This window comes from Sphingomonas sp. PvP055 (assembly GCF_040546365.1).
GTDB lineage: Bacteria > Pseudomonadota > Alphaproteobacteria > Sphingomonadales > Sphingomonadaceae > Sphingomonas > Sphingomonas echinoides_A.
The window spans coordinates 878,975-895,917 of sequence record NZ_JBEPNS010000001.1 but is presented as its reverse complement, the minus strand read 5'-3'; the positions used below and the strand labels follow the sequence as shown (position 1 = coordinate 895,917).

The 16,943-nt window shown below is 66.2% G+C and carries 18 protein-coding genes; 5 read left to right on the top strand and 13 right to left on the bottom strand.

The window, feature by feature from the left end:
* Positions 1 to 78: 78 nt before the first annotated feature.
* The 5 genes from tilS to ruvB all read right to left on the bottom strand — a co-directional run bounded on the left by tilS (position 79) and on the right by ruvB (position 6,533).
* Complete coding sequence (tilS, locus tag ABIC16_RS04505) at positions 79 to 1,113, bottom strand: tRNA lysidine(34) synthetase TilS (RefSeq protein WP_354290181.1); 1,035 nt, start codon at positions 1,111 to 1,113, stop codon at positions 79 to 81.
* A 1-nt stretch (position 1,114) separates the two neighbouring features.
* The gene (locus ABIC16_RS04500; RefSeq protein WP_354292261.1) at positions 1,115 to 2,083 is read right to left on the bottom strand and encodes a tetratricopeptide repeat protein; all 969 of its coding nucleotides are present in this window, start codon (positions 2,081 to 2,083) and stop codon (positions 1,115 to 1,117) included.
* A 52-nt stretch (positions 2,084 to 2,135) separates the two neighbouring features.
* Positions 2,136 to 3,062 (bottom strand): helix-turn-helix domain-containing protein, encoded by a 927-nt coding sequence (locus ABIC16_RS04495; protein WP_354290180.1) that lies wholly within the window; start codon positions 3,060 to 3,062, stop codon positions 2,136 to 2,138.
* A 108-nt stretch (positions 3,063 to 3,170) separates the two neighbouring features.
* Positions 3,171 to 5,441: a phosphoenolpyruvate--protein phosphotransferase gene (ptsP, locus tag ABIC16_RS04490; RefSeq protein WP_277968109.1), complete on the bottom strand. Its 2,271-nt coding sequence runs from the start codon at positions 5,439 to 5,441 to the stop codon at positions 3,171 to 3,173.
* A 69-nt stretch (positions 5,442 to 5,510) separates the two neighbouring features.
* Positions 5,511 to 6,533, bottom strand: a complete 1,023-nt coding sequence (ruvB, locus tag ABIC16_RS04485; protein ID WP_277968110.1) for a Holliday junction branch migration DNA helicase RuvB — start codon at positions 6,531 to 6,533, stop codon at positions 5,511 to 5,513.
* A gap of 59 nt (positions 6,534 to 6,592) precedes the next feature.
* Between ruvB and ABIC16_RS04480 the strand changes: the two genes are divergently transcribed.
* A complete protein-coding gene (locus ABIC16_RS04480) occupies positions 6,593 to 7,492 on the top strand; it encodes a 2-hydroxyacid dehydrogenase (protein WP_354290179.1) in 900 nt (299 codons plus the stop codon).
* A 16-nt stretch (positions 7,493 to 7,508) separates the two neighbouring features.
* Here the strand turns inward: ABIC16_RS04480 and ruvA are convergent, their stop codons facing one another.
* The 5 genes from ruvA to ABIC16_RS04455 all read right to left on the bottom strand — a co-directional run bounded on the left by ruvA (position 7,509) and on the right by ABIC16_RS04455 (position 10,725).
* Positions 7,509 to 8,105: a Holliday junction branch migration protein RuvA gene (gene ruvA / locus ABIC16_RS04475; protein WP_277968112.1), complete on the bottom strand. Its 597-nt coding sequence runs from the start codon at positions 8,103 to 8,105 to the stop codon at positions 7,509 to 7,511.
* 112 nt (positions 8,106 to 8,217) lie between these two features.
* A complete protein-coding gene (gene ruvC / locus ABIC16_RS04470; protein ID WP_277968113.1) occupies positions 8,218 to 8,703 on the bottom strand; it encodes a crossover junction endodeoxyribonuclease RuvC in 486 nt (161 codons plus the stop codon).
* 381 nt (positions 8,704 to 9,084) lie between these two features.
* A complete protein-coding gene (locus tag ABIC16_RS04465) occupies positions 9,085 to 9,828 on the bottom strand; it encodes a YebC/PmpR family DNA-binding transcriptional regulator (RefSeq protein ID WP_277968114.1) in 744 nt (247 codons plus the stop codon).
* Between the two features lie 142 nt (positions 9,829 to 9,970).
* Positions 9,971 to 10,210: a DUF2312 domain-containing protein gene (locus ABIC16_RS04460; protein WP_010160912.1), complete on the bottom strand. Its 240-nt coding sequence runs from the start codon at positions 10,208 to 10,210 to the stop codon at positions 9,971 to 9,973.
* A gap of 218 nt (positions 10,211 to 10,428) precedes the next feature.
* Complete coding sequence (locus ABIC16_RS04455) at positions 10,429 to 10,725, bottom strand: DUF1244 domain-containing protein (RefSeq protein WP_354290178.1); 297 nt, start codon at positions 10,723 to 10,725, stop codon at positions 10,429 to 10,431.
* A gap of 83 nt (positions 10,726 to 10,808) precedes the next feature.
* Here ABIC16_RS04455 and pyk point away from each other — a divergent pair, with 83 nt between their 5' ends.
* Positions 10,809 to 12,263, top strand: a complete 1,455-nt coding sequence (pyk, locus tag ABIC16_RS04450) for a pyruvate kinase (RefSeq protein WP_354290177.1) — start codon at positions 10,809 to 10,811, stop codon at positions 12,261 to 12,263.
* A 149-nt stretch (positions 12,264 to 12,412) separates the two neighbouring features.
* Here the strand turns inward: pyk and ABIC16_RS04445 are convergent, their stop codons facing one another.
* Together ABIC16_RS04445 and ykgO are read right to left on the bottom strand one after the other, a co-directional pair.
* Complete coding sequence (locus tag ABIC16_RS04445; protein ID WP_354290176.1) at positions 12,413 to 13,030, bottom strand: HAD family hydrolase; 618 nt, start codon at positions 13,028 to 13,030, stop codon at positions 12,413 to 12,415.
* 7 nt (positions 13,031 to 13,037) lie between these two features.
* Positions 13,038 to 13,163, bottom strand: a complete 126-nt coding sequence (ykgO, locus tag ABIC16_RS04440) for a type B 50S ribosomal protein L36 (RefSeq protein WP_004210176.1) — start codon at positions 13,161 to 13,163, stop codon at positions 13,038 to 13,040.
* Between the two features lie 150 nt (positions 13,164 to 13,313).
* Between ykgO and ABIC16_RS04435 the strand changes: the two genes are divergently transcribed.
* From ABIC16_RS04435 to ABIC16_RS04425, 3 genes are all read left to right on the top strand, one after another.
* Positions 13,314 to 14,003: a DUF4136 domain-containing protein gene (locus ABIC16_RS04435; RefSeq protein ID WP_354290175.1), complete on the top strand. Its 690-nt coding sequence runs from the start codon at positions 13,314 to 13,316 to the stop codon at positions 14,001 to 14,003.
* Entirely contained in the window at positions 14,000 to 15,148 is a 1,149-nt protein-coding gene (locus tag ABIC16_RS04430) for a M14 family metallopeptidase (RefSeq protein WP_354290174.1), read from the top strand. The genes ABIC16_RS04435 and ABIC16_RS04430 overlap by 4 nt, the downstream gene beginning before the upstream one ends.
* Positions 15,149 to 15,211: 63 nt before the next feature.
* Positions 15,212 to 15,646 (top strand): hypothetical protein, encoded by a 435-nt coding sequence (locus ABIC16_RS04425; protein ID WP_354290173.1) that lies wholly within the window; start codon positions 15,212 to 15,214, stop codon positions 15,644 to 15,646.
* Between the two features lie 24 nt (positions 15,647 to 15,670).
* On the opposite strand, the gene ABIC16_RS04420 is transcribed toward ABIC16_RS04425, so the two are convergent.
* Entirely contained in the window at positions 15,671 to 16,822 is a 1,152-nt protein-coding gene (locus ABIC16_RS04420) for an acyltransferase family protein (RefSeq protein WP_354290172.1), read from the bottom strand.
* Positions 16,823 to 16,943: the final 121 nt, after the last annotated feature.

Genomic DNA, 16,943 nt, shown 5'->3' with positions numbered 1-16,943 from the left:
TTGATCGTACCTTTCTCGAACGCTGAAGATAAGCACAGAAGGATTAATGGCAATGGAACGCCGCGGCGGAATCGTCGATCAGCGCGATCGGCGCGGCGGTTCCGGCGTAAATTGCACGATATCAGCGATCGGGAACGCCATTACGCCGCCTTGCGTCGCCGAAACGCCAATCCGAATCGCATCGAGAAACGACTCGACGTTGCTGGCGAGGTCGAACGCCGGGCGGGTGATTCGCGCGGAATGCCGCACGGCGAGAATGGCTCTGCGCACCAGCAGACGTTGCACGGCGCGAGGCAGGTCCGCGATCCGCAGCGCGATCACGCCCTCGCCCCGGTCCAGCAGACGATCGTCCCACAGCCACGCGGCGATCTCCTCCAGCGCAGCGTGTGCCTCGCCAGCGTGATGCGCGGTTCGGGCAAGACCCGCCGGGTCGAGCCACGGCGTATCCGCCAGAAGGCCGCGCACCCGTACGCGTTCGAACTGCCGGTCGGCGTTGCTGGGATCGTCGACGAACGGGATGTTGGCGGCGAGGACGATCGCGCGCAATTCGGCGCGGCGCCAGCCCAGCATAGGCCGGATGATCGCAAAGCCGGAGGACTGCAGCACTGCCGCGGGATCGGCGTGTTGGAACCGATACGGCCGCACGCCCGCCAGCCCGGCCGGGCCGCTGCCGCGCACCGCACGCATCAGCACGGTCTCGGCCTGATCGTCGACATGGTGAGCGGTGGCGAGTGCGACGGCGCCCGTTTCGGCGACCCATTCCCCCAGCCGGTCATAGCGCAACGTCCGCGCAGTCGCCTGGATCGCGCGCGGACCGATCTCCTCATGCAGGGCGAGCGTTTGGTGCGGCACGCTAGCGTTGGCACACCATCGGGCGACCATTGCCGCCTCCGCCGCCGCGGAAGCGCGCAAGCCGTGATCGATTGTCGCAGCCAGAACCTGGTGAGGGAAGGCCGCGGTTGCCAGCGCCAGCATCGCCATGCTGTCGGGCCCGCCCGATACGGCGAGCGCGAGCCACGCCTCCTCCGGCAACGGCCCGCCCAACGTGCGCACCGTATCCGTGCCAAACCGCGCGACGTGCGCGGGATCGAGCCCCGGGACGGGGCCCGTCATCTCACGAACAGCTCGATGCCGCGCGCCCCTTGGCCACGCCCGCCTTCATGCGCGCGTCCGCATCGACCTTGGCGCCATAGGTCCGCTGTAGCTCCGTGTAGACCTTGCACACCTGCGCTGCCGGCTTGTCGAGCTTGACCAGCGCCTGCGCGAGATAGAACAGGCTTTCGGGGGCGCGGTCGCCGTCCGGCCAGTTCTTGTAACTGTCGTAGAACGCGAGGCTGGCAAGCGATGGCTTGTTTTCATCCAGATACGATCGGCCCAGCAGGTTCTGCGCATAGCTGGCGCGCTTGTGCTTGGGATATTTGCTGACGACGGCCTTCAACTGCGTCTCGGCCTGGGGATATTGTTTCGCCGTCCAGAGCCGGTAGCCGTAGAGGTACGTGTCTTCCGCCGGATCGCCGGTCTCGGGTCGCTCGACGCTGACCGTCGACGCGGCATTCGTGGTGGCAGGGGCCCCGCGCGTCGGATCGCCCATCGTCGGTCCTTCCAGCGTACCCCCGCCCCGCGCCGGAGCGGGCCGATCGGCCGGACGCTCCATCGGCGGCTGGTCGGCCGCCGTATTGCCGAACCCGCCGGGGGTCACGCTCGGCTGCGGTGCCGCAGCGCGCGCCGCAGCGGCATCCGCCTCGATCGTCTTGAGACGCCCTTCCATGACGTCGATCCGATGCTGATTGGTCTCCACCGCACCGGTCATCTGGCGAAGTTGCGATTCGAGCGAATCGACCCGCGCGGTCAGGTCTGCCACCGGGCTAGCCGACGGGGTGCCGGGAATCACGGTCTGGGGCTGCGCGGCGACATTGTCGGGTTCGACATAGGCGTTGCCGCCCGGGAACACCTTGCGCTGCACCGCGCGCATCTCGCTCTCGAGCCGCCCGACGCGACCTTCGACGTTGGACTGCGCCATGGCGGGCGTGGTGGCGAGTGCGGACGCCGCGAGCAGGATGGTGACGACTGGAAAACGGCGCATCATGCACCCCCCGATGCGAGACAAGGACAAATCAAGGCGAAGCTACCGGGCGTCACTGCGCAGCGCGGTTGCCTCCCGTCAAGGCGGCGGGTTCGGGGTTCGTCGTGGATGGCGCAGCGATGTTGAGCGCGCTGCCCGTTGCCGGGCCGCCACGCGCACCGCCAGCCGACGCCGCCGGAGCATCGGTTGCAGCAGGCGCCGGCTGCCCGCGCGCGATCAACGCAGCAGGATCGACCTTGACGTCCTTGATCGCGCGCTTGCCGTCGCCCAACGGGGCGATCGGCTGTCCGCCAACTGTCACGCGCAGCTTGTCGGGCCGGCCCACGTTGATCATCGGCCCAACCGCGTCGTCGGGCACCGTATAGGCCTCGCCCGGCGCGAGCGTCCCGATGTACAGAGTCTTGTTCGCGGAATCATAGACTTTCAGCCACACCTCGTCGGTCGCGGTCAGGACGACCGGTCCGTTTTTCGGCGTGGGGATCGGCGCGCTCGCCGGGGGTGCGACCGGCACCGTGCTCGCTACCGACGGCGTGCTCGATGGCACGTTTTCCTCGCTACGGAAGAGATTGGTCCCATACCATAGCCCTGCGCCGATCAGCAGCAGAACCGCCGCGATGAGGGCGCCGACCGCCAGGCCACGGCTCGGCCCGCGCGACGGTTCGACGATCTCATAGGCCTGATATTCGACCCGGCGCGGAGTAGTGGGCTTGTCGACCGCACCGCGAATGTCCCGGCCGATCGACACTTCATCGACGCCGACTGCGCGGGCATACGCCTTGGCGAACCCGACCGAATAGGTGATCGACGGCAGCGCCGCGAAATTGGAGTCCTCGATCGCCTCCAATTGTCGAACGGGAATACGGGTGCGTGCAGCGACTTCAGCCAGGGAAAGTCCCATGGCCTCGCGCGCTTCACGCAACCGCTCCCCAGCTGTCTTGGGGAACAGCGTCGCCTCTTCCGGCGGTAACGGATCGGTCATGCAGTCCTCCGGCCGTACGGTTGCGCCCCAGGTGCGTCCGGCCCTCGCCCCCGTGTCTCACAAAGCGAGCCGGACAAGTCAACGCCTTGCGCGTCGACCATCGTGGCTTCACGCCAGTTCGACGCCGTGTTGCCTGGCCCATTCGGCAAGCGCGCCGCGCATGTCGCGCGGGGGAGCCGCCAGAAGCGTCGCCATATGCGCGGACAAGGCCGCACGATCCAGCGTACGCACCATCGCCTTGATCGGCCCGACCGCGGCAGGCGTGATCGACAGGCGTTCGATGCCGAGCCCGATCAATGCCATCGCCTCCAGCGGACGGCCGCCCATTTCGCCGCAGACCGTCAATTGCACCCCGGCGGCGCGGGTCGGTTCGACCAGACGCACGAGGAAGCGCAGGATCGCGCCGCTCAGCCAGTCGTAGCGTTCGGCAAGCTTCGGATTGGCCCGATCGGCGGCGAACAGGAATTGCGTGAGATCATTCGTGCCGACCGACAGGAACGAGATGTTGGGCAGCAGCAGATCGAGCTGTTCCGCAAGTGCTGGCACTTCGAGCATCGCCCCGTAGCGAATTTCCGACGGCAGCTTCTTGTTGCGGGCCGACAGCCAGTCGCGCTGCGCTTCGAACAGGGCACGCGCCTCGTCGAATTCCCATGGCTCGCTGACCATCGGAAACATCACGTTGAGCGTCCGCCCGGCCGCCGCCTCGAGCAAGGCGCGCGCCTGGACCTTCATCAGGCCGCCGCGTTCCAGCGCCAGCCGCAGCGCGCGCCAGCCCATCGCGGGGTTTTCCTCGTCGGCATCGGCCTTGTTGAGATAGGGCAGCGCCTTGTCGCCACCGATATCGACCGTGCGGAACACGACCGGACGGTCCCCCGCCGCTTCCAGCACGTCACGGTACAACCGTTGCTGCCGCTCGCGCGAGGGAAGCGTCGCCGAAACCAGGAACTGGAATTCGGTGCGGAACAGTCCGATCCCGTCCGCGCCGGTCATGTCGAGCGCGGCAACGTCGTCGCGTAGGCCCGCATTGACCATCACCGTCAGTCGATGCCCATCCTTGGTGATGGGGGCCACGTTCTTGAGCGAGGCGAACACCGCACGGCGTTTCTGGCGGAGCTGGAGTGCGGTCTCGAACGCTTCTTCCATTGCCGAGGACGGACGCGCGAACACGTTGCCCGCGGTGACGTCGAGCAGCAACAGATCGCCTTCCCCTACCAAGCGCCGAATATCGCGGACCCGACCGAGCACGGGCACCCCCATCGCGCGTGCAACGATCGTGACGTGCGCGGTGAGCGAGCCTTCCTCGAGGATCACGCCCTTCAGGCGGCGGCGATCATATTCGAGCAGTTCGGCGGGCCCGAGATTGCGCGCAATCAGGATCGTGTCCTGCCGCAGCCCCATTTGCGCGGCGGTACCCATTTGCCCCGAGACGATCCTGAGCAAGCGGTTCGACAGATCCTCGAGATCGTGCATCCGGTCCGCGAGCAACGGATCGTCGATCTGCCGCATCCGCATCCGGGTGCGTTGCTGCACGCGTTCGATCGCCGCCTCGGCGGTCAACCCGCTGTCGATCGCTTCGTTGATGCGACGGCTCCAGCCTTCGTCATAGGCGAACATCTTGTAGGTCTCGAGGACCTCCTCATGCTCGCCGCCGCCGCCAAATTCGGCCTGGCTCGCGAGCCGCTCGATCTGGTCGCGCATCTTGTCGAACGCTGCATAGACGCGGTGGCGCTCGGCTTCGGCATCCTCGGCGACGGTGTGTTCGACATGGACGCGCGGCTGATGGAACACCGCGCAACCGCTGGCCATACCGTCGACCAGCTTGAGCCCGGCAATCCGCATCGGCGCGGTGGATTGCGGGCGCAGCGTTGCCGAACCGCTCGCATCGACCAGTTCGGCATTGGCGATGAGCTCGCTCAGCACCATCGCGACGGTCTGCAACGCCTCGATCTCGACATCGTCGTAGCGGCGCGATTCGACGTGCTGGACGCACAGCACCCCGACCGCGCGTTCGCGCCGGATGATCGGCACCCCGGCAAAGCTATGGTAACGATCCTCACCCGTTTCGGGGCGATAGACGAAGTCGGGATGCGACGCCGCCTCGTCGAGATTGAGCGTCTCGACCTGTTCGGCGATCGTGCCGACCAGCCCCTCGCCCAGCGACAGCTTGGTGACGTGTACCGCCTCCTGCGCGAGGCCGCGGGTCGCAAACAGTTCGAGGACACCCTCGCGCAGCAGGTAGATCGAGCAGACCTCGCTCGCCATCGCTTCGCCGACGATCCCGACCACCGCGTTGAGCTTTGCCTGCGCAGGCGTACGCGACGCCATCACATCGTGGAGGCGGACGAGAATTTCACGGGCGGAGGCGGCTGCGGTTGGCATGAGATGGCGCTAACAGATTGCAGCGGTGGGTTCCATCTTGCGCCGCACAAGAGAATCGCGGGCGCGGTGTCAGCTGTCGAACAGGCTTTCCTGACTCCCCGCCGGCGGATTGAGCCCGAGGTGCTTCCACCCGCCCGCGTTGAGGCACCGCCCCCGCGCGGTCCGTGCGATCAGGCCGAGCTGGATGAGGTACGGCTCGATCACTTCCTCGACCGTGTCGCGCGGTTCGCTCAGGCCCGCCGCGAGGGTTTCCACGCCGACCGGGCCACCGCGATAGATGTCCGCGATCATCATGAGATAGCGTCGGTCCATCGCGTCGAGCCCGAGCTTGTCGACTTCCAGCCGATTGAGCGCGCGGTCGGCGGCGGTCGCATCGACACTGTCCTGCCCGGCGGCATGCGCGAAGTCGCGGACGCGGCGGAGCAGTCGCCCCGCGATCCGCGGCGTGCCGCGCGACCGGCGCGCGACTTCGGTCGCGCCCTCGGGCGTGATCGCGAGACCGAGCAGTCCCGCCGCGCGCGTCACGACCCGCGTCAGTTCCTCGACGGTGTAGAAGGACAGCCGCACCGGGATACCGAAACGGTCGCGGAGCGGCGTGGTCAGCAACCCCTGCCGCGTCGTCGCCCCGACCAGCGTGAAGCGCGGCAGATCGATCCGCACACTCCGCGCGCTGGGGCCTTCGCCGATCATCAGGTCGAGCGCGCGGTCCTCCATCGCAGGATAGAGGACTTCTTCGACCGCGGGCTGAAGCCGGTGGATTTCGTCGATGAACAGCACGTCGCCGTCCTCGAGATTGGTCAGCAGCGCCGCGAGATCGCCCGATTTCGCGATCACCGGGCCGGAGGTGGCGCGGAACCCGACTCCCATCTCGCGTGCGATGATCTGCGCCAGCGTCGTCTTGCCGAGCCCCGGTGGCCCGAAGAACAGCACGTGATCCAGCGCATCGCCCCGCGCCCGGGCCGCTGCAATGAAGACGCGCAGGTTCTCGCGCGCGGCCTTCTGCCCGACGAAATCGTCGAGCGATTTGGGGCGCAGCGCGGCGTCGACGTCCTCGGGCGTGCGGGCAGCGGTGAGGATGCGGTCTTCGGTCATGCGACGGCGATAGCGCGCGGTGGCTGGGCGGAGCAAGGCACAGCGGGTAAGGCATGGCGATGACTGACCTTCCCGATCTCTACCTCGTCGCCGACATGGCGCCCGATCTGGTCGCTGCGTTGGAGCAGCGCTTCACGGTCCACCGTGGCAATCCGCCCGCGACGACGCGGGCGATCTGCGGCGGGGGAAGCAGTGTGGTGGACGCGGCGCTGATCGATCGACTCCCGGCGCTGGAGATCATCGCGATCAACGGCGTGGGGTATGACGGGATTGACCTGGCCGCAGCGAAGGCGCGTCGGGTTCGCGTGACCAACACGCCCGACGTGCTGACCGACGACGTCGCCGACCTCGCGATCGGCCTGTGGCTCGCGGTCGAACGGCGGATTGCCGCGAACGACGCCGCCGTCCGCGAGGGTAGCTGGAATGTCCCGCTGGCCCGCCGCGCGAGTGGGCGCAAGGTCGGTATTTTCGGGCTGGGGCGGATCGGCGCCGCGATCGCGCGGCGGGCCGAGCCATTCGGCGGTGACATCCTCTACACCGCGCGCAGCCAGAAGCCGGTCGCGTGGAGGTTCCTGCCCGATATCACGACGCTTGCCGCCGCCTGCGACGTGCTGATCCTCGCTGCTCCGGGTGGGGCGGGGACGCAGGGAATCGTGGATGCCGCGGTGCTGGCGGCGTTGGGCCGCAACGGCGTGCTGGTCAACGTTGCGCGCGGCAGCCTGGTCGATCAGGAAGCTCTCGTCGCCGCACTGGAGACGGGCGGGATCGCAGGCGCCGGGATCGATGTGTTCGCGGACGAACCCGTTGTGCCGGATGCGCTCAAGACGATGTCCAACGTGGTCCTGTCGCCGCATCAAGGGAGCGCCACGGTCGAGACGCGCGGCGCAATGGCGGCGCTGGTGATCGCCAATCTCGACGCGCATCTGGCGGATGCGCCGTTGCCGAGCGCCGTGGTGTAGCGCGGCCGCGCCGAGCCTATTTCGCCGCCTTGCGGAGCGCCAGGCGCACCAATGCGTCGAGTGTTGCGCCCTTGCCGAGTTCCTCTTCCGCCGCCGCGACAGCGCTGCTTGCTTCGGCGGGGCGGAAACCGAGGTTGAGCAGCGCCGATACCGCATCCGCGCCCGCGCCGACCGGGGCGACCATCCCGCCCCCGCCGCTGCCGAGCGCGATGCCGCCGGTCTTGTCCTTGAGTTCGCGAACGATCCGCTCGGCGAGCTTGGGGCCGACGCCGTTGGCGCGCGCGACCATCGCCTTGTCCTGCGCGGCGATCGCACGGACCAGATCGGTGGGTTCGAGCGCCGACAGGATCGCGAGCGCAACCCGTGCGCCGACACCCTGCACGCCGGTCAGCAGGCGAAACCAGTCGCGTTCCGAGGCACTTGCGAAGCCGACGAGGCGGATGAAATCCTCGGCGACCAGCATTTCGGTGTGGAGCATGACCGGCTCGCCAACCGGGCCGATCGCCGAGAGGGTCCGCGACGATGCCCCGACAAGATAGCCGACCCCGCCGACGTCGATCACCGCATGGTCGAGATCGGTTGCGCTGAGGACGCCGCGCAGGTGCGCGATCATCGCAGAGCCGCGTTTGGCGGGGTCGCACTTGGCGCTGACGTCACGGGAGCTCCCTTCTTGTTCGGCTTGGAGCCGGTACGTACCCGGAACGGCGCAGCACGGGAAAGCGAAATCAGGGGATGCGCCGCGCGCTTGCCATGTGGTGCGCGTGGCAGATCGCGACCGCGAGCGCATCGGCTGCGTCCGCGCCGTCGATCTTCACGCCAGGGAGCAAGCGCGAGACCATCGCGTGGACCTGCGCTTTTTCGGCGTTTCCGACACCGACTACCGCTTTTTTGACCAGGGTTGCGGCATATTCGCCCACGTCGAGACCGACTCTTGCGCCCGCACATAGCACAACGCCGCGCGCCTGACCGAGCTTGAGTGTGCTTTGCGGGTTGGAATTGACGAACACTTCCTCGACCGCACAGGCGTCGGGCTTGTGATCGACGATGAGCGCGGCAAGCATCGCGTCAAGGTGCGCGAGGCGGCGCGGGAGCGGGGCAGCGGTGTCGGTCTTGAGGCGACCGTTGGCGACGTGGCTCAGGCGGTTGCCCTCGGCGCGGATCAGGCCCCAGCCGGTGGTGCCGAGGCCGGGGTCGAGGCCTAGGATCAGCATTTTGGGTTGGGGTTGAAAGAAAGGGATTTCACGCAAAGGCGCGAAGGCGCGAAGGTTGAAGGCTTTGGGACTGTCATGGGTTTGGCCGGGTCAAGGAAAGGGGGTCTCGCACAAAGCCACAAAGGCACGAAGATTGAAGGTAGGGAAGTGATTCAAGCCCCCCCTTCCCTCGCCGTCTCGAGCATCACCGGGGTTCAATCCTCCGCTTCGCGGAACTGGCGGCAGGAAATACCGGGGCGAGCCCGTCGCGCCGGGAGACATGAACTTCTTCTTTTCGCGGCTTTGCGGCTTTGCGTGATAAATCCTTACTTAGGCCAGTCTCCGTGAGACACTGCCCCACCCCAACCCCTCCCCTGAAGGGGAGGGCCTTTTAGGGAAGGATTAGCCGAGCTTCTCGAGGATCGCGTCGGATACTTCGTAATTGCCCCAGACCGTCTGCACGTCGTCATCGTCGTCGAGAACGTCAATCAGCTTGAACAGCGTTGCCGCATCGTCCTCGCCGACTTCGACCATCGTCTGCGGACGCCACGCGAGCTTGGCGCCCTCGGGTTCGCCGAGCACCGGGGTCAGCGCGGTCACAACTTCGTGGAGCGATTCGTTCGAGGTCCAGATCTCGTGACCCTCGTCACTCGACTGGACGTCCTCGGCACCGGCTTCCAGCGCTGCCTCGAACACCTTCTCGGAATCGCCCGCCGACGCCGGATAGGAAATCAGCCCCATCCGGTCGAACGCATGGCTGACCGAGCCCGACGCGCCGAGATTGCCGCCGTTCTTGGCCATGCCGGTGCGGACGTTGGTTGCGGTGCGGTTGCGGTTGTCGGTGAGCGCCTCGATGATCAGCGAGACACCGCCGGGACCGAAGCCCTCGTAGCGGATTTCCTCGTAATTCTCGGTATCGCCCTTCGATGCCTTGTCGACCGCGCGCTGGATGTTGTCCTTGGGCATCGACTGCGCCTTGGCGGCGTTGATCGCCATGCGCAGGCGCGGGTTCATGTCCGGATCGGGCAGGCCCATCTTCGCCGCGACGGTGATTTCGCGGCTGAGCTTGGAGAACATGCCCGAGCGCTTCTTATCCTGCGCGCCCTTGCGGTACATGATGTTCTTATATTTGGAATGGCCTGCCATGGGTCTCTCTGCTTTGCCTGCGCGTCATCCCGGCGCCGGGTCCGGGATCCATCCTATCCTGTGCCCCATCGCATACCGTCCGGGGCGAAGTGGATGCTGGAACAAGTCCAGCATGACGGCAAGAGTGTAGGTCGTTCGGCGCTTACGCCAGGCCGAGCGCCTGCTTGTAGGTTTCGAGCAGCATCTCCGCCTCGTCGCGGTGATGCTTTTCCATCTTGCGCAGGCGCACGATGGTACGGATCGTCTTGACGTCGAACCCGGTCGACTTGGCTTCGCCGTAAACGTCCTTGATGTCGTCCGCGATGCCCTTTTTCTCTTCCTCGAGGCGCTCGATGCGCTCGATGAGAAGGCGTAGCTGGTCGGCGGCGATGGTCTCGCTCATGAAAAGTCCCCTGCAAACAGATCGTGGACCATCCTTCCCGAACAGGGGCCGGGCGGCGTCGAAGCGTATCGGGGGTGCCGCGCCATATCAGCGGGCACTTTGCGATACGCCGGGTCGACACGCTCGGTGGCGGTTCAGGGCGAATGGCGGTGGACGCGGGCCTTACCCATCTGCGCGCCCCGCGTCACCCCCCAAGCGTCCCCTCTGCCCGCCAAGGCTCATGCGTTCTTGGCGACGCTGTCCTTCATCCGCTGCAATTGCTCGGGTGTCGCGTCGCCCTGATGATGCGTCTTCCACTCGGAATACGGCATGCCGTAGATCGTCTCGCGTGACGCATCCTTGTCCAGCGTGCCGTGCGATGCTTCCTGCACCCAATCGGACAGGCAGTTGCGACAGAAGCCGGCCAGACCCATCAGGTCGACGTTCTGCGCATCGTCGCGGTGGCGCAGATGCAGCACCAGCCGACGGAAGGCTGCCGCCGCCACCGAATCATCAAGTTGGTTCAAATCGCTCATTCCGCTCGCTCCAAAGGTTGATCGTGCGCAGATAGGGGTTAGAGCGGCACGCGCAAAGCCACTCCCCAGGGCAAGGACATTCCATGACAAAGGCCATCAGCCCCCGCGCACGCAAGGTCCGCATTCTCGCGACGCTCGGTCCCGCGAGCAGTTCCCCCGAAATGATCGCGACGCTGTTCGAAGCGGGCGCGGACGCGTTCCGCGTCAACATGAGCCACGGCGACCAACAATCGAAGGTCGCGGTGATCGCGGCGATCCGCGCGCTCGAAAAGACCTACAACCGTCCCTCGACCATCCTTGCGGATCTGCAAGGGCCGAAGCTGCGCGTCGGCAAGTTCGAAGGCGGGCGGGTCGAACTGGTCACCGGCAGCAGCTTCACGCTCGACCGCGATCCGACTCCGGGCGACGCGACTCGCGTCGAGCTGCCGCACCGCGAGATCTTCGAGGCGATCGAGCCGGGCGCGCGCCTGCTGCTCGACGACGGCAAGCTCGTGCTGCGTGTGACCAGCCACACCGAGACGACGATCGTTACCGACGTCGTTGTCGGCGGCGCGCTGTCGAACAACAAGGGGCTCAACGTTCCCGACGTCGTGCTGCCGATGGCGGCGCTGACCGAGAAGGATCGCAGCGACCTCGCCTTCGCGGTCGACCAGGGCGTCGACTGGATCGCGCTCAGCTTCGTCCAGCGACCCGAGGATCTTGCCGAGGCGCGCAAGCTGATCGGCGGCAAGACCGCGCTGCTCGCCAAGATCGAGAAGCCTTCGGCAATCGAGCGGCTCGAGGAAATCGTCGAGGCATGTGACGGCGTGATGGTCGCGCGTGGCGATCTCGGCGTCGAACTGCCGCCGGAGAGCGTGCCGCCGCTGCAGAAGCGGATCATCGAAGTGTCGCGCCGGCTCGGCCGCCCGGTCGTCGTCGCGACGCAGATGCTCGAATCGATGATTTCGTCGCCCTCGCCGACTCGCGCCGAAGTGTCCGACGTCGCGACCGCGATCTATGACGGTGCGGATGCGATCATGCTGTCGGCGGAAAGTGCCGCTGGCGCATGGCCGACCGAATCGGTCGCGATGATGAATGCGATCGGCGAAGCGGTCGAAAAGGACCCGACGCACGGCGACCGGATCCACTTCACGCAGATCCATTCGGACCCGACGACCGCCGACGCCCTGTCGGAAGCCGCCAAGAACATCGCACACACCGTCGATGCGGCGGCGATCATCTGCTTCACCGCTTCGGGTTCGACCGCGCGTCGTGTCGCACGCGAGCGGCCGGGCGTGCCGCTGATGGTGCTGACCCCCAACATCGAGACTGCGCGGCGTGCCGGTCTGCTGTGGGGCGCCTATGCGGTCCACACCAAGGACGTCGATTCGTTCGAGGCGATGGTGGCGAAGGCCAAGCGCATGGCGCTGCGGCACAAGCTGGCGAAGGCGGGCGACCGCGTGATCCTCATCGCGGGCGTGCCGTTCAAGACGCCGGGGTCGACCAACGTGCTCCACGTCGTGCGCATCGTCGGTGACGAGTTGAAGGATTACGGCTGATTTTGGTAACCCCGGGCTCGTCCCGGGGTTCACCTTCACACTCGCAGACGTGCTGCGCTCGTGCTCCTGCGCAGGCAGGAGCCCAGAGTTGCGAAGCGCCACGCCTGTAACCCTGGGCTCCTGCCTGCGCAGGAGCACGACGTTTCAGATCAGCTAAGAATTCCGTGGTTCACCAGATCGGCGCGGAGCGCGTCGGCATCGGTGAACACCACCGCCGGCATGCCGACACTCCGCGCGCCGGCGACATTGTCCTCGCGGTCATCGATAAACAGCGCGTCTGCCGCCTCCAGCCCGAACCGGTCGAGCGCCAAACGATAGATTGCGGGATCGGGCTTGGTCAGCAACTCGTCGCCCGACACCACGATGTCGACGAAGCGATCGAACAGCGCCGCCTCGCGCTCGCGGAACGGCGGCCAGAACTCGCCCGAGAAGTTGGTGATCGCATACAGCGGCACGCCGGCCGCCTCAATCTCGCGCACAAGCGCGTCCATTCCCGGAAGCATGCCCCCGAGTTGCTCGACGAATCGCGGCCCCCAGGCAGCGATCAGATGGGCATGATCCGGATGCGCGACCGCAAGCTCCGCCGAGGTTTCGGCGAAGGGGCGGCCAGCGTCATGCTGGAAGTGCCAGTCCTTGGTCGCGACATCCCGCAGAAACGCATCGAGCGCCCGATCATCATCGATCAGGCGCTCATAGAGGAACCGCGGGTTCCAGTCGTACAGGACGTTGCCGACGTCGAAAACGACGGCACGCGTCCCGGAACGCATCGGGTGATTAACCCTGACGCGCCTTGAAGCGACGGTTGGTCTTGTTGATGACGTACGTGCGCCCACGACGACGGATCACGCGGTTATCGCGGTGACGACCCTTGAGCGACTTCAGGGAATTGCGGATCTTCATGATCGATTCGCTTTGCAAATTCTGGAATGTGGAAAAGAGGCGCTCGCATATGGGGCACGGGAGGCTTAGTCAAGATCGGGTTGCCGCGGAACCCCAACCGGGCGTCGAAGCGTTACCCATCGCAACAAGATCTCTTAAAGGCGCAAGCGCATGAAAATCGGTTTGGGTTTGGCACTGGCAGCAGCATCCACGCTTGCGGCTTGCGCGACGACGCCCCGCAGCGGTCCGGTGGAAGTCACGCGCTTCCACCTCGGCGCACCGCTCGAAACGGGGTCGATCGCGATCGAGCCGATGCAGCGCGGAACGGTCGGGCGCTATGGCACCTATGGCTCGAACGTCGGGGTCGAGCCCTCGCCGCAGAACCCGCAACAGCGGATCCCGATCGAGACGGGACTGGAATTCCAGAACTACGCCAACGCAGTGCAGGACGAGGCCTTGCGGCACGGCTTCACCGCAGCGAGCACGCCCGGCGCATCGCAATATCTCGCGGTCGTCGGCTATAGTCGACAGTTCCGCGAGACCACGCCGCAGAGCAGTGGCGTGCAGATCGGCCTCGGCGGCGGTGGCGGCGGCGGCGGGTATCGGGGCGGCGGCATAGGCCTGGGGGGCGGCATTTCGTTCCCGATCGGCCGCCCGAAATATCGCGCGATCGCGCTGACCGACATGCAGGTGCAGATCCGGCGTCGCAGCGACCAGACGATCATCTGGGAAGGCCGCGCGCAGACCAGCGCGGACGACCGGGCACGCGATGCGCAGCCCGATGCGGTCGCGCGGAAATTGGCTGCAGCGCTGTTCCAGGGGTTCCCCGGCGAATCAGGGCGCACTATCACGGTGAAATGACCGCCTTCTCCCACAGCATCGCCATCAACGCCGCGTTCGACAGCGGCAACATCCAGCTGGTCGGGATCGATTCGGGGGGCAGCAATGCCGCCCGGATCGATCTCAACATCGCGCACGACCGCCAGTCGGATTTCTACCAGTGGTTCCACTTCCGCGCCTCGGGCGTGAAGGGGGCGACCTGCACCTTCCGCATCCTCAACGCCGGGGGCTCGGCCTATCCGTTTGGCTGGCCGGGCTACAAGGTCCGCGTCAGCACCGACCGGATCCACTGGCGGATGATCCCGACGCGCTATGTCGATGGGGTGCTCGAATTCGAATGGACCGGTACGGGCGACCTCGCCTGGTTCGCCTATTTCCAGCCCTATACGATGGAGCGCCACGACGACCTGGTCGCGCGGATCGCGCTCGCGCCGGGGGTCACGCATTACGAGCTCGGCCAGACGCTCGACGGACGCGCGATCGACTGCCTGCAGATCGGTACGGGGGCCAAGCCCGTGTGGTTCTATGCACGGCAGCATCCGGGCGAGAGCATGGCCGAATGGTTCATGGAGGGGCTGCTCGAACGGCTGACCGACGCGACCGAAGCGGGCGTGGCTGGGCTGCTGGAGAAGGCGACCTTCTACTGCGTGCCCAACATGAACCCGGACGGGTCGTTCCGCGGGCATCTGCGCACCAACGCGGCGGGGGTGAACCTCAACCGCGAATGGCTCACCCCGACGCCCGAGAAGAGCCCAGAGGTGCTGTGCGTGCTGGCGGCAATGGACCGTACCGGCGTGGACTTCGCGATGGACGTCCACGGCGACGAGGCGATCCCGGCGAACTTCTTTGCAGGGTTCGAGGGGATTCCGTCGTGGACCAAGGCACAGGGCGCGAAATACACCGACTTTGGGAAGCGGCTCGAGGCGGTGACGCCCGATTTCCAGACCGCCAAGGGCTATGACAAGGCGGCACCGGGTCGCGCGAACTTGTCGATGTCGACCAACCAGGTGGCGGAGCGGTTCGGGGCGGTGTCGATGACGCTCGAGATGCCGTTCAAGGATCATGATCCGAACCCCGATGCCGAATTTGGCTGGTCGGGCGAACGGTCGAAGACGCTGGCGCATGCGTGCTTGACGGTGCTTGCGGACATGATCGACACGATTTGAGAGCGAACACTACCGCGGCGCTTGGACTCAACCTTTGTTGGAGCAATCGGAATGGGTCGGGCCATGTGGATCGCCGTGGCGGCGGTGTTCTCAAGTGGATCGGCGCTCGCGACGACTCCGGCGCCGCGTGCAGTACGGGACGTCATTCAGAATCTGGACCTGACATCTTTCCGCAATTCCGTCGGTCCCCGCCGCCTTCCTGGCAAAACGACCTTCGCGGACTATGACTTCGTGTTGGTCGAGCAAACGCCTGCGGGAGCCCGCCTGCTGCGCACCGATCGGAGCTGGGAGATGAGCTTCATCATCCTGTCCGCCGGTCCGGGGCGCCTGCAGCTCTGTTTCCATGACAGTGCGCTGAAGGGCCCGGGTCAGACATTCAGACCCACCTATAACGCGACATCCGCGCTGCTCGTCACCAAGACACCGCATGAAAACTGGAGCGCACGGCAGGTCGCCGGGGGGTTCCCGAAGTGCCGGAACGCCCCCGAGGACCACTGACCGGGATCCCAGGCACCCCCGCGCCTAGGATCGCGCGCGGGCCAGGAAGCGTGCCGCCAGCCAGCGGCGCACCGGCTCGTCGTAGAGCTTCAGGCTGGCATAGGCGACCGCCACGGCGGTCCCGACCAGCACGACGCCCCAGATCGCACCGCGTGCCGGCGGGATGCGGTTGTCGACCACCCAAGCCGTGTAGAGGTAGATCAGCGGATAATGCGTGATATAGAGCGGGAACGACAGGTCGCCGAAGAATCGCGCGATCCGGACGGTGGGTCCGTCGACCGCCTTCTCCCCTGCCCCGATCGCCACGACCAGTGGAAACAGGAGGAGGACGCACAGCGCGTCGTAGAGCCCGTTGGTCCAGTCATGCGGTGTCGTGCCCATGCGCGGAAGCGCCAACGCCGCGACCAGCAAGACACTGCAAATGCCGAACGCGTGTCGAGTCTTGATGCGCTTTCCCGACCGCATCAGCAGCATCCCCGCGAGGAACGGGAAGCACAGCCGCGCAAGCCCGATATGCACCCCAGCGACGTCGAGCGACCAGCCGCCGACCAAGTCCCGCCGCGGGCCGAGCAGCGCAACCTCCAGCAACAGCGCCGCAGCCAGCAGCATCAGGACGACCAGCACGCGGCTGGACAGTTTGCGCAGGACGAGCGCGTAGGCGATGTTGGCGATATATTCGTAGAACAGCGACCAGGCCGGCCCGTTGAGCGGGTGGATCTCGTCCCATCCGCGGATGTCGAGTTGCTTGGGAAGCGGCAGCAGCGTGAAGCCAAGCAGCATCACCAGCAGCATCTGCCAAACAGGCGTTCCGGCGATCTTGGGGAACAGCCCCCCGGCTTGCTGGTAGAACAACGCCGCGCCGATGATGCTGCCCAACACGACCATCGGTTGCAGCCGGATCAGGCGGCGCGCGTAGAATTCCCACCGGGTCATGCGGCCCCAGCGATCGTCATAGGCGTAGGCGATCACGAACCCTGACAGCAGGAAGAAGAAATCCACCGCAAGATAGCCGTGGTTGACGATCTGCCGCGTCGGGTCGTTGTCGGCATAGGCCTCGAACGTGTGGAAGATCACGACCATCAACGCCGCAACGCCGCGCAACCCGTCCAGCACGACATAGTGGCTCTTGCCCGGCGCGACGGCCGTCGTCGAAGTCGCTGCCGATGCTGTATCCACTTATAGCCTCCCCGCCGTTTTACCGGGCATCCGGTCCAAGGCGCGGGAAGGCAAGGTGTTTCTACAGGAGCGCCCGTTCCTCTACGTGCTCGCCCCCCTGTAGGTCACGGCAGCCTGGTTC

Coding starts and splice junctions, on each gene's coding strand:
- tilS (WP_354290181.1), bottom strand. CDS start 1,113: ATGACGGGCCCCGTCCCGGGGCTCGATCCCGCGCACGTCGCGCGGTTT.
- ABIC16_RS04500 (WP_354292261.1), bottom strand. CDS start 2,083: ATGCGCCGTTTTCCAGTCGTCACCATCCTGCTCGCGGCGTCCGCACTC.
- ABIC16_RS04495 (WP_354290180.1), bottom strand. CDS start 3,062: ATGACCGATCCGTTACCGCCGGAAGAGGCGACGCTGTTCCCCAAGACA.
- ptsP (WP_277968109.1), bottom strand. CDS start 5,441: ATGCCAACCGCAGCCGCCTCCGCCCGTGAAATTCTCGTCCGCCTCCAC.
- ruvB (WP_277968110.1), bottom strand. CDS start 6,533: ATGACCGAAGACCGCATCCTCACCGCTGCCCGCACGCCCGAGGACGTC.
- ABIC16_RS04480 (WP_354290179.1), top strand. CDS start 6,593: ATGACTGACCTTCCCGATCTCTACCTCGTCGCCGACATGGCGCCCGAT.
- ruvA (WP_277968112.1), bottom strand. CDS start 8,105: ATGATCGCGCACCTGCGCGGCGTCCTCAGCGCAACCGATCTCGACCAT.
- ruvC (WP_277968113.1), bottom strand. CDS start 8,703: ATGCTGATCCTAGGCCTCGACCCCGGCCTCGGCACCACCGGCTGGGGC.
- ABIC16_RS04465 (WP_277968114.1), bottom strand. CDS start 9,828: ATGGCAGGCCATTCCAAATATAAGAACATCATGTACCGCAAGGGCGCG.
- ABIC16_RS04460 (WP_010160912.1), bottom strand. CDS start 10,210: ATGAGCGAGACCATCGCCGCCGACCAGCTACGCCTTCTCATCGAGCGC.
- ABIC16_RS04455 (WP_354290178.1), bottom strand. CDS start 10,725: ATGAGCGATTTGAACCAACTTGATGATTCGGTGGCGGCGGCAGCCTTC.
- pyk (WP_354290177.1), top strand. CDS start 10,809: ATGACAAAGGCCATCAGCCCCCGCGCACGCAAGGTCCGCATTCTCGCG.
- ABIC16_RS04445 (WP_354290176.1), bottom strand. CDS start 13,030: ATGCGTTCCGGGACGCGTGCCGTCGTTTTCGACGTCGGCAACGTCCTG.
- ykgO (WP_004210176.1), bottom strand. CDS start 13,163: ATGAAGATCCGCAATTCCCTGAAGTCGCTCAAGGGTCGTCACCGCGAT.
- ABIC16_RS04435 (WP_354290175.1), top strand. CDS start 13,314: ATGAAAATCGGTTTGGGTTTGGCACTGGCAGCAGCATCCACGCTTGCG.
- ABIC16_RS04430 (WP_354290174.1), top strand. CDS start 14,000: ATGACCGCCTTCTCCCACAGCATCGCCATCAACGCCGCGTTCGACAGC.
- ABIC16_RS04425 (WP_354290173.1), top strand. CDS start 15,212: ATGTGGATCGCCGTGGCGGCGGTGTTCTCAAGTGGATCGGCGCTCGCG.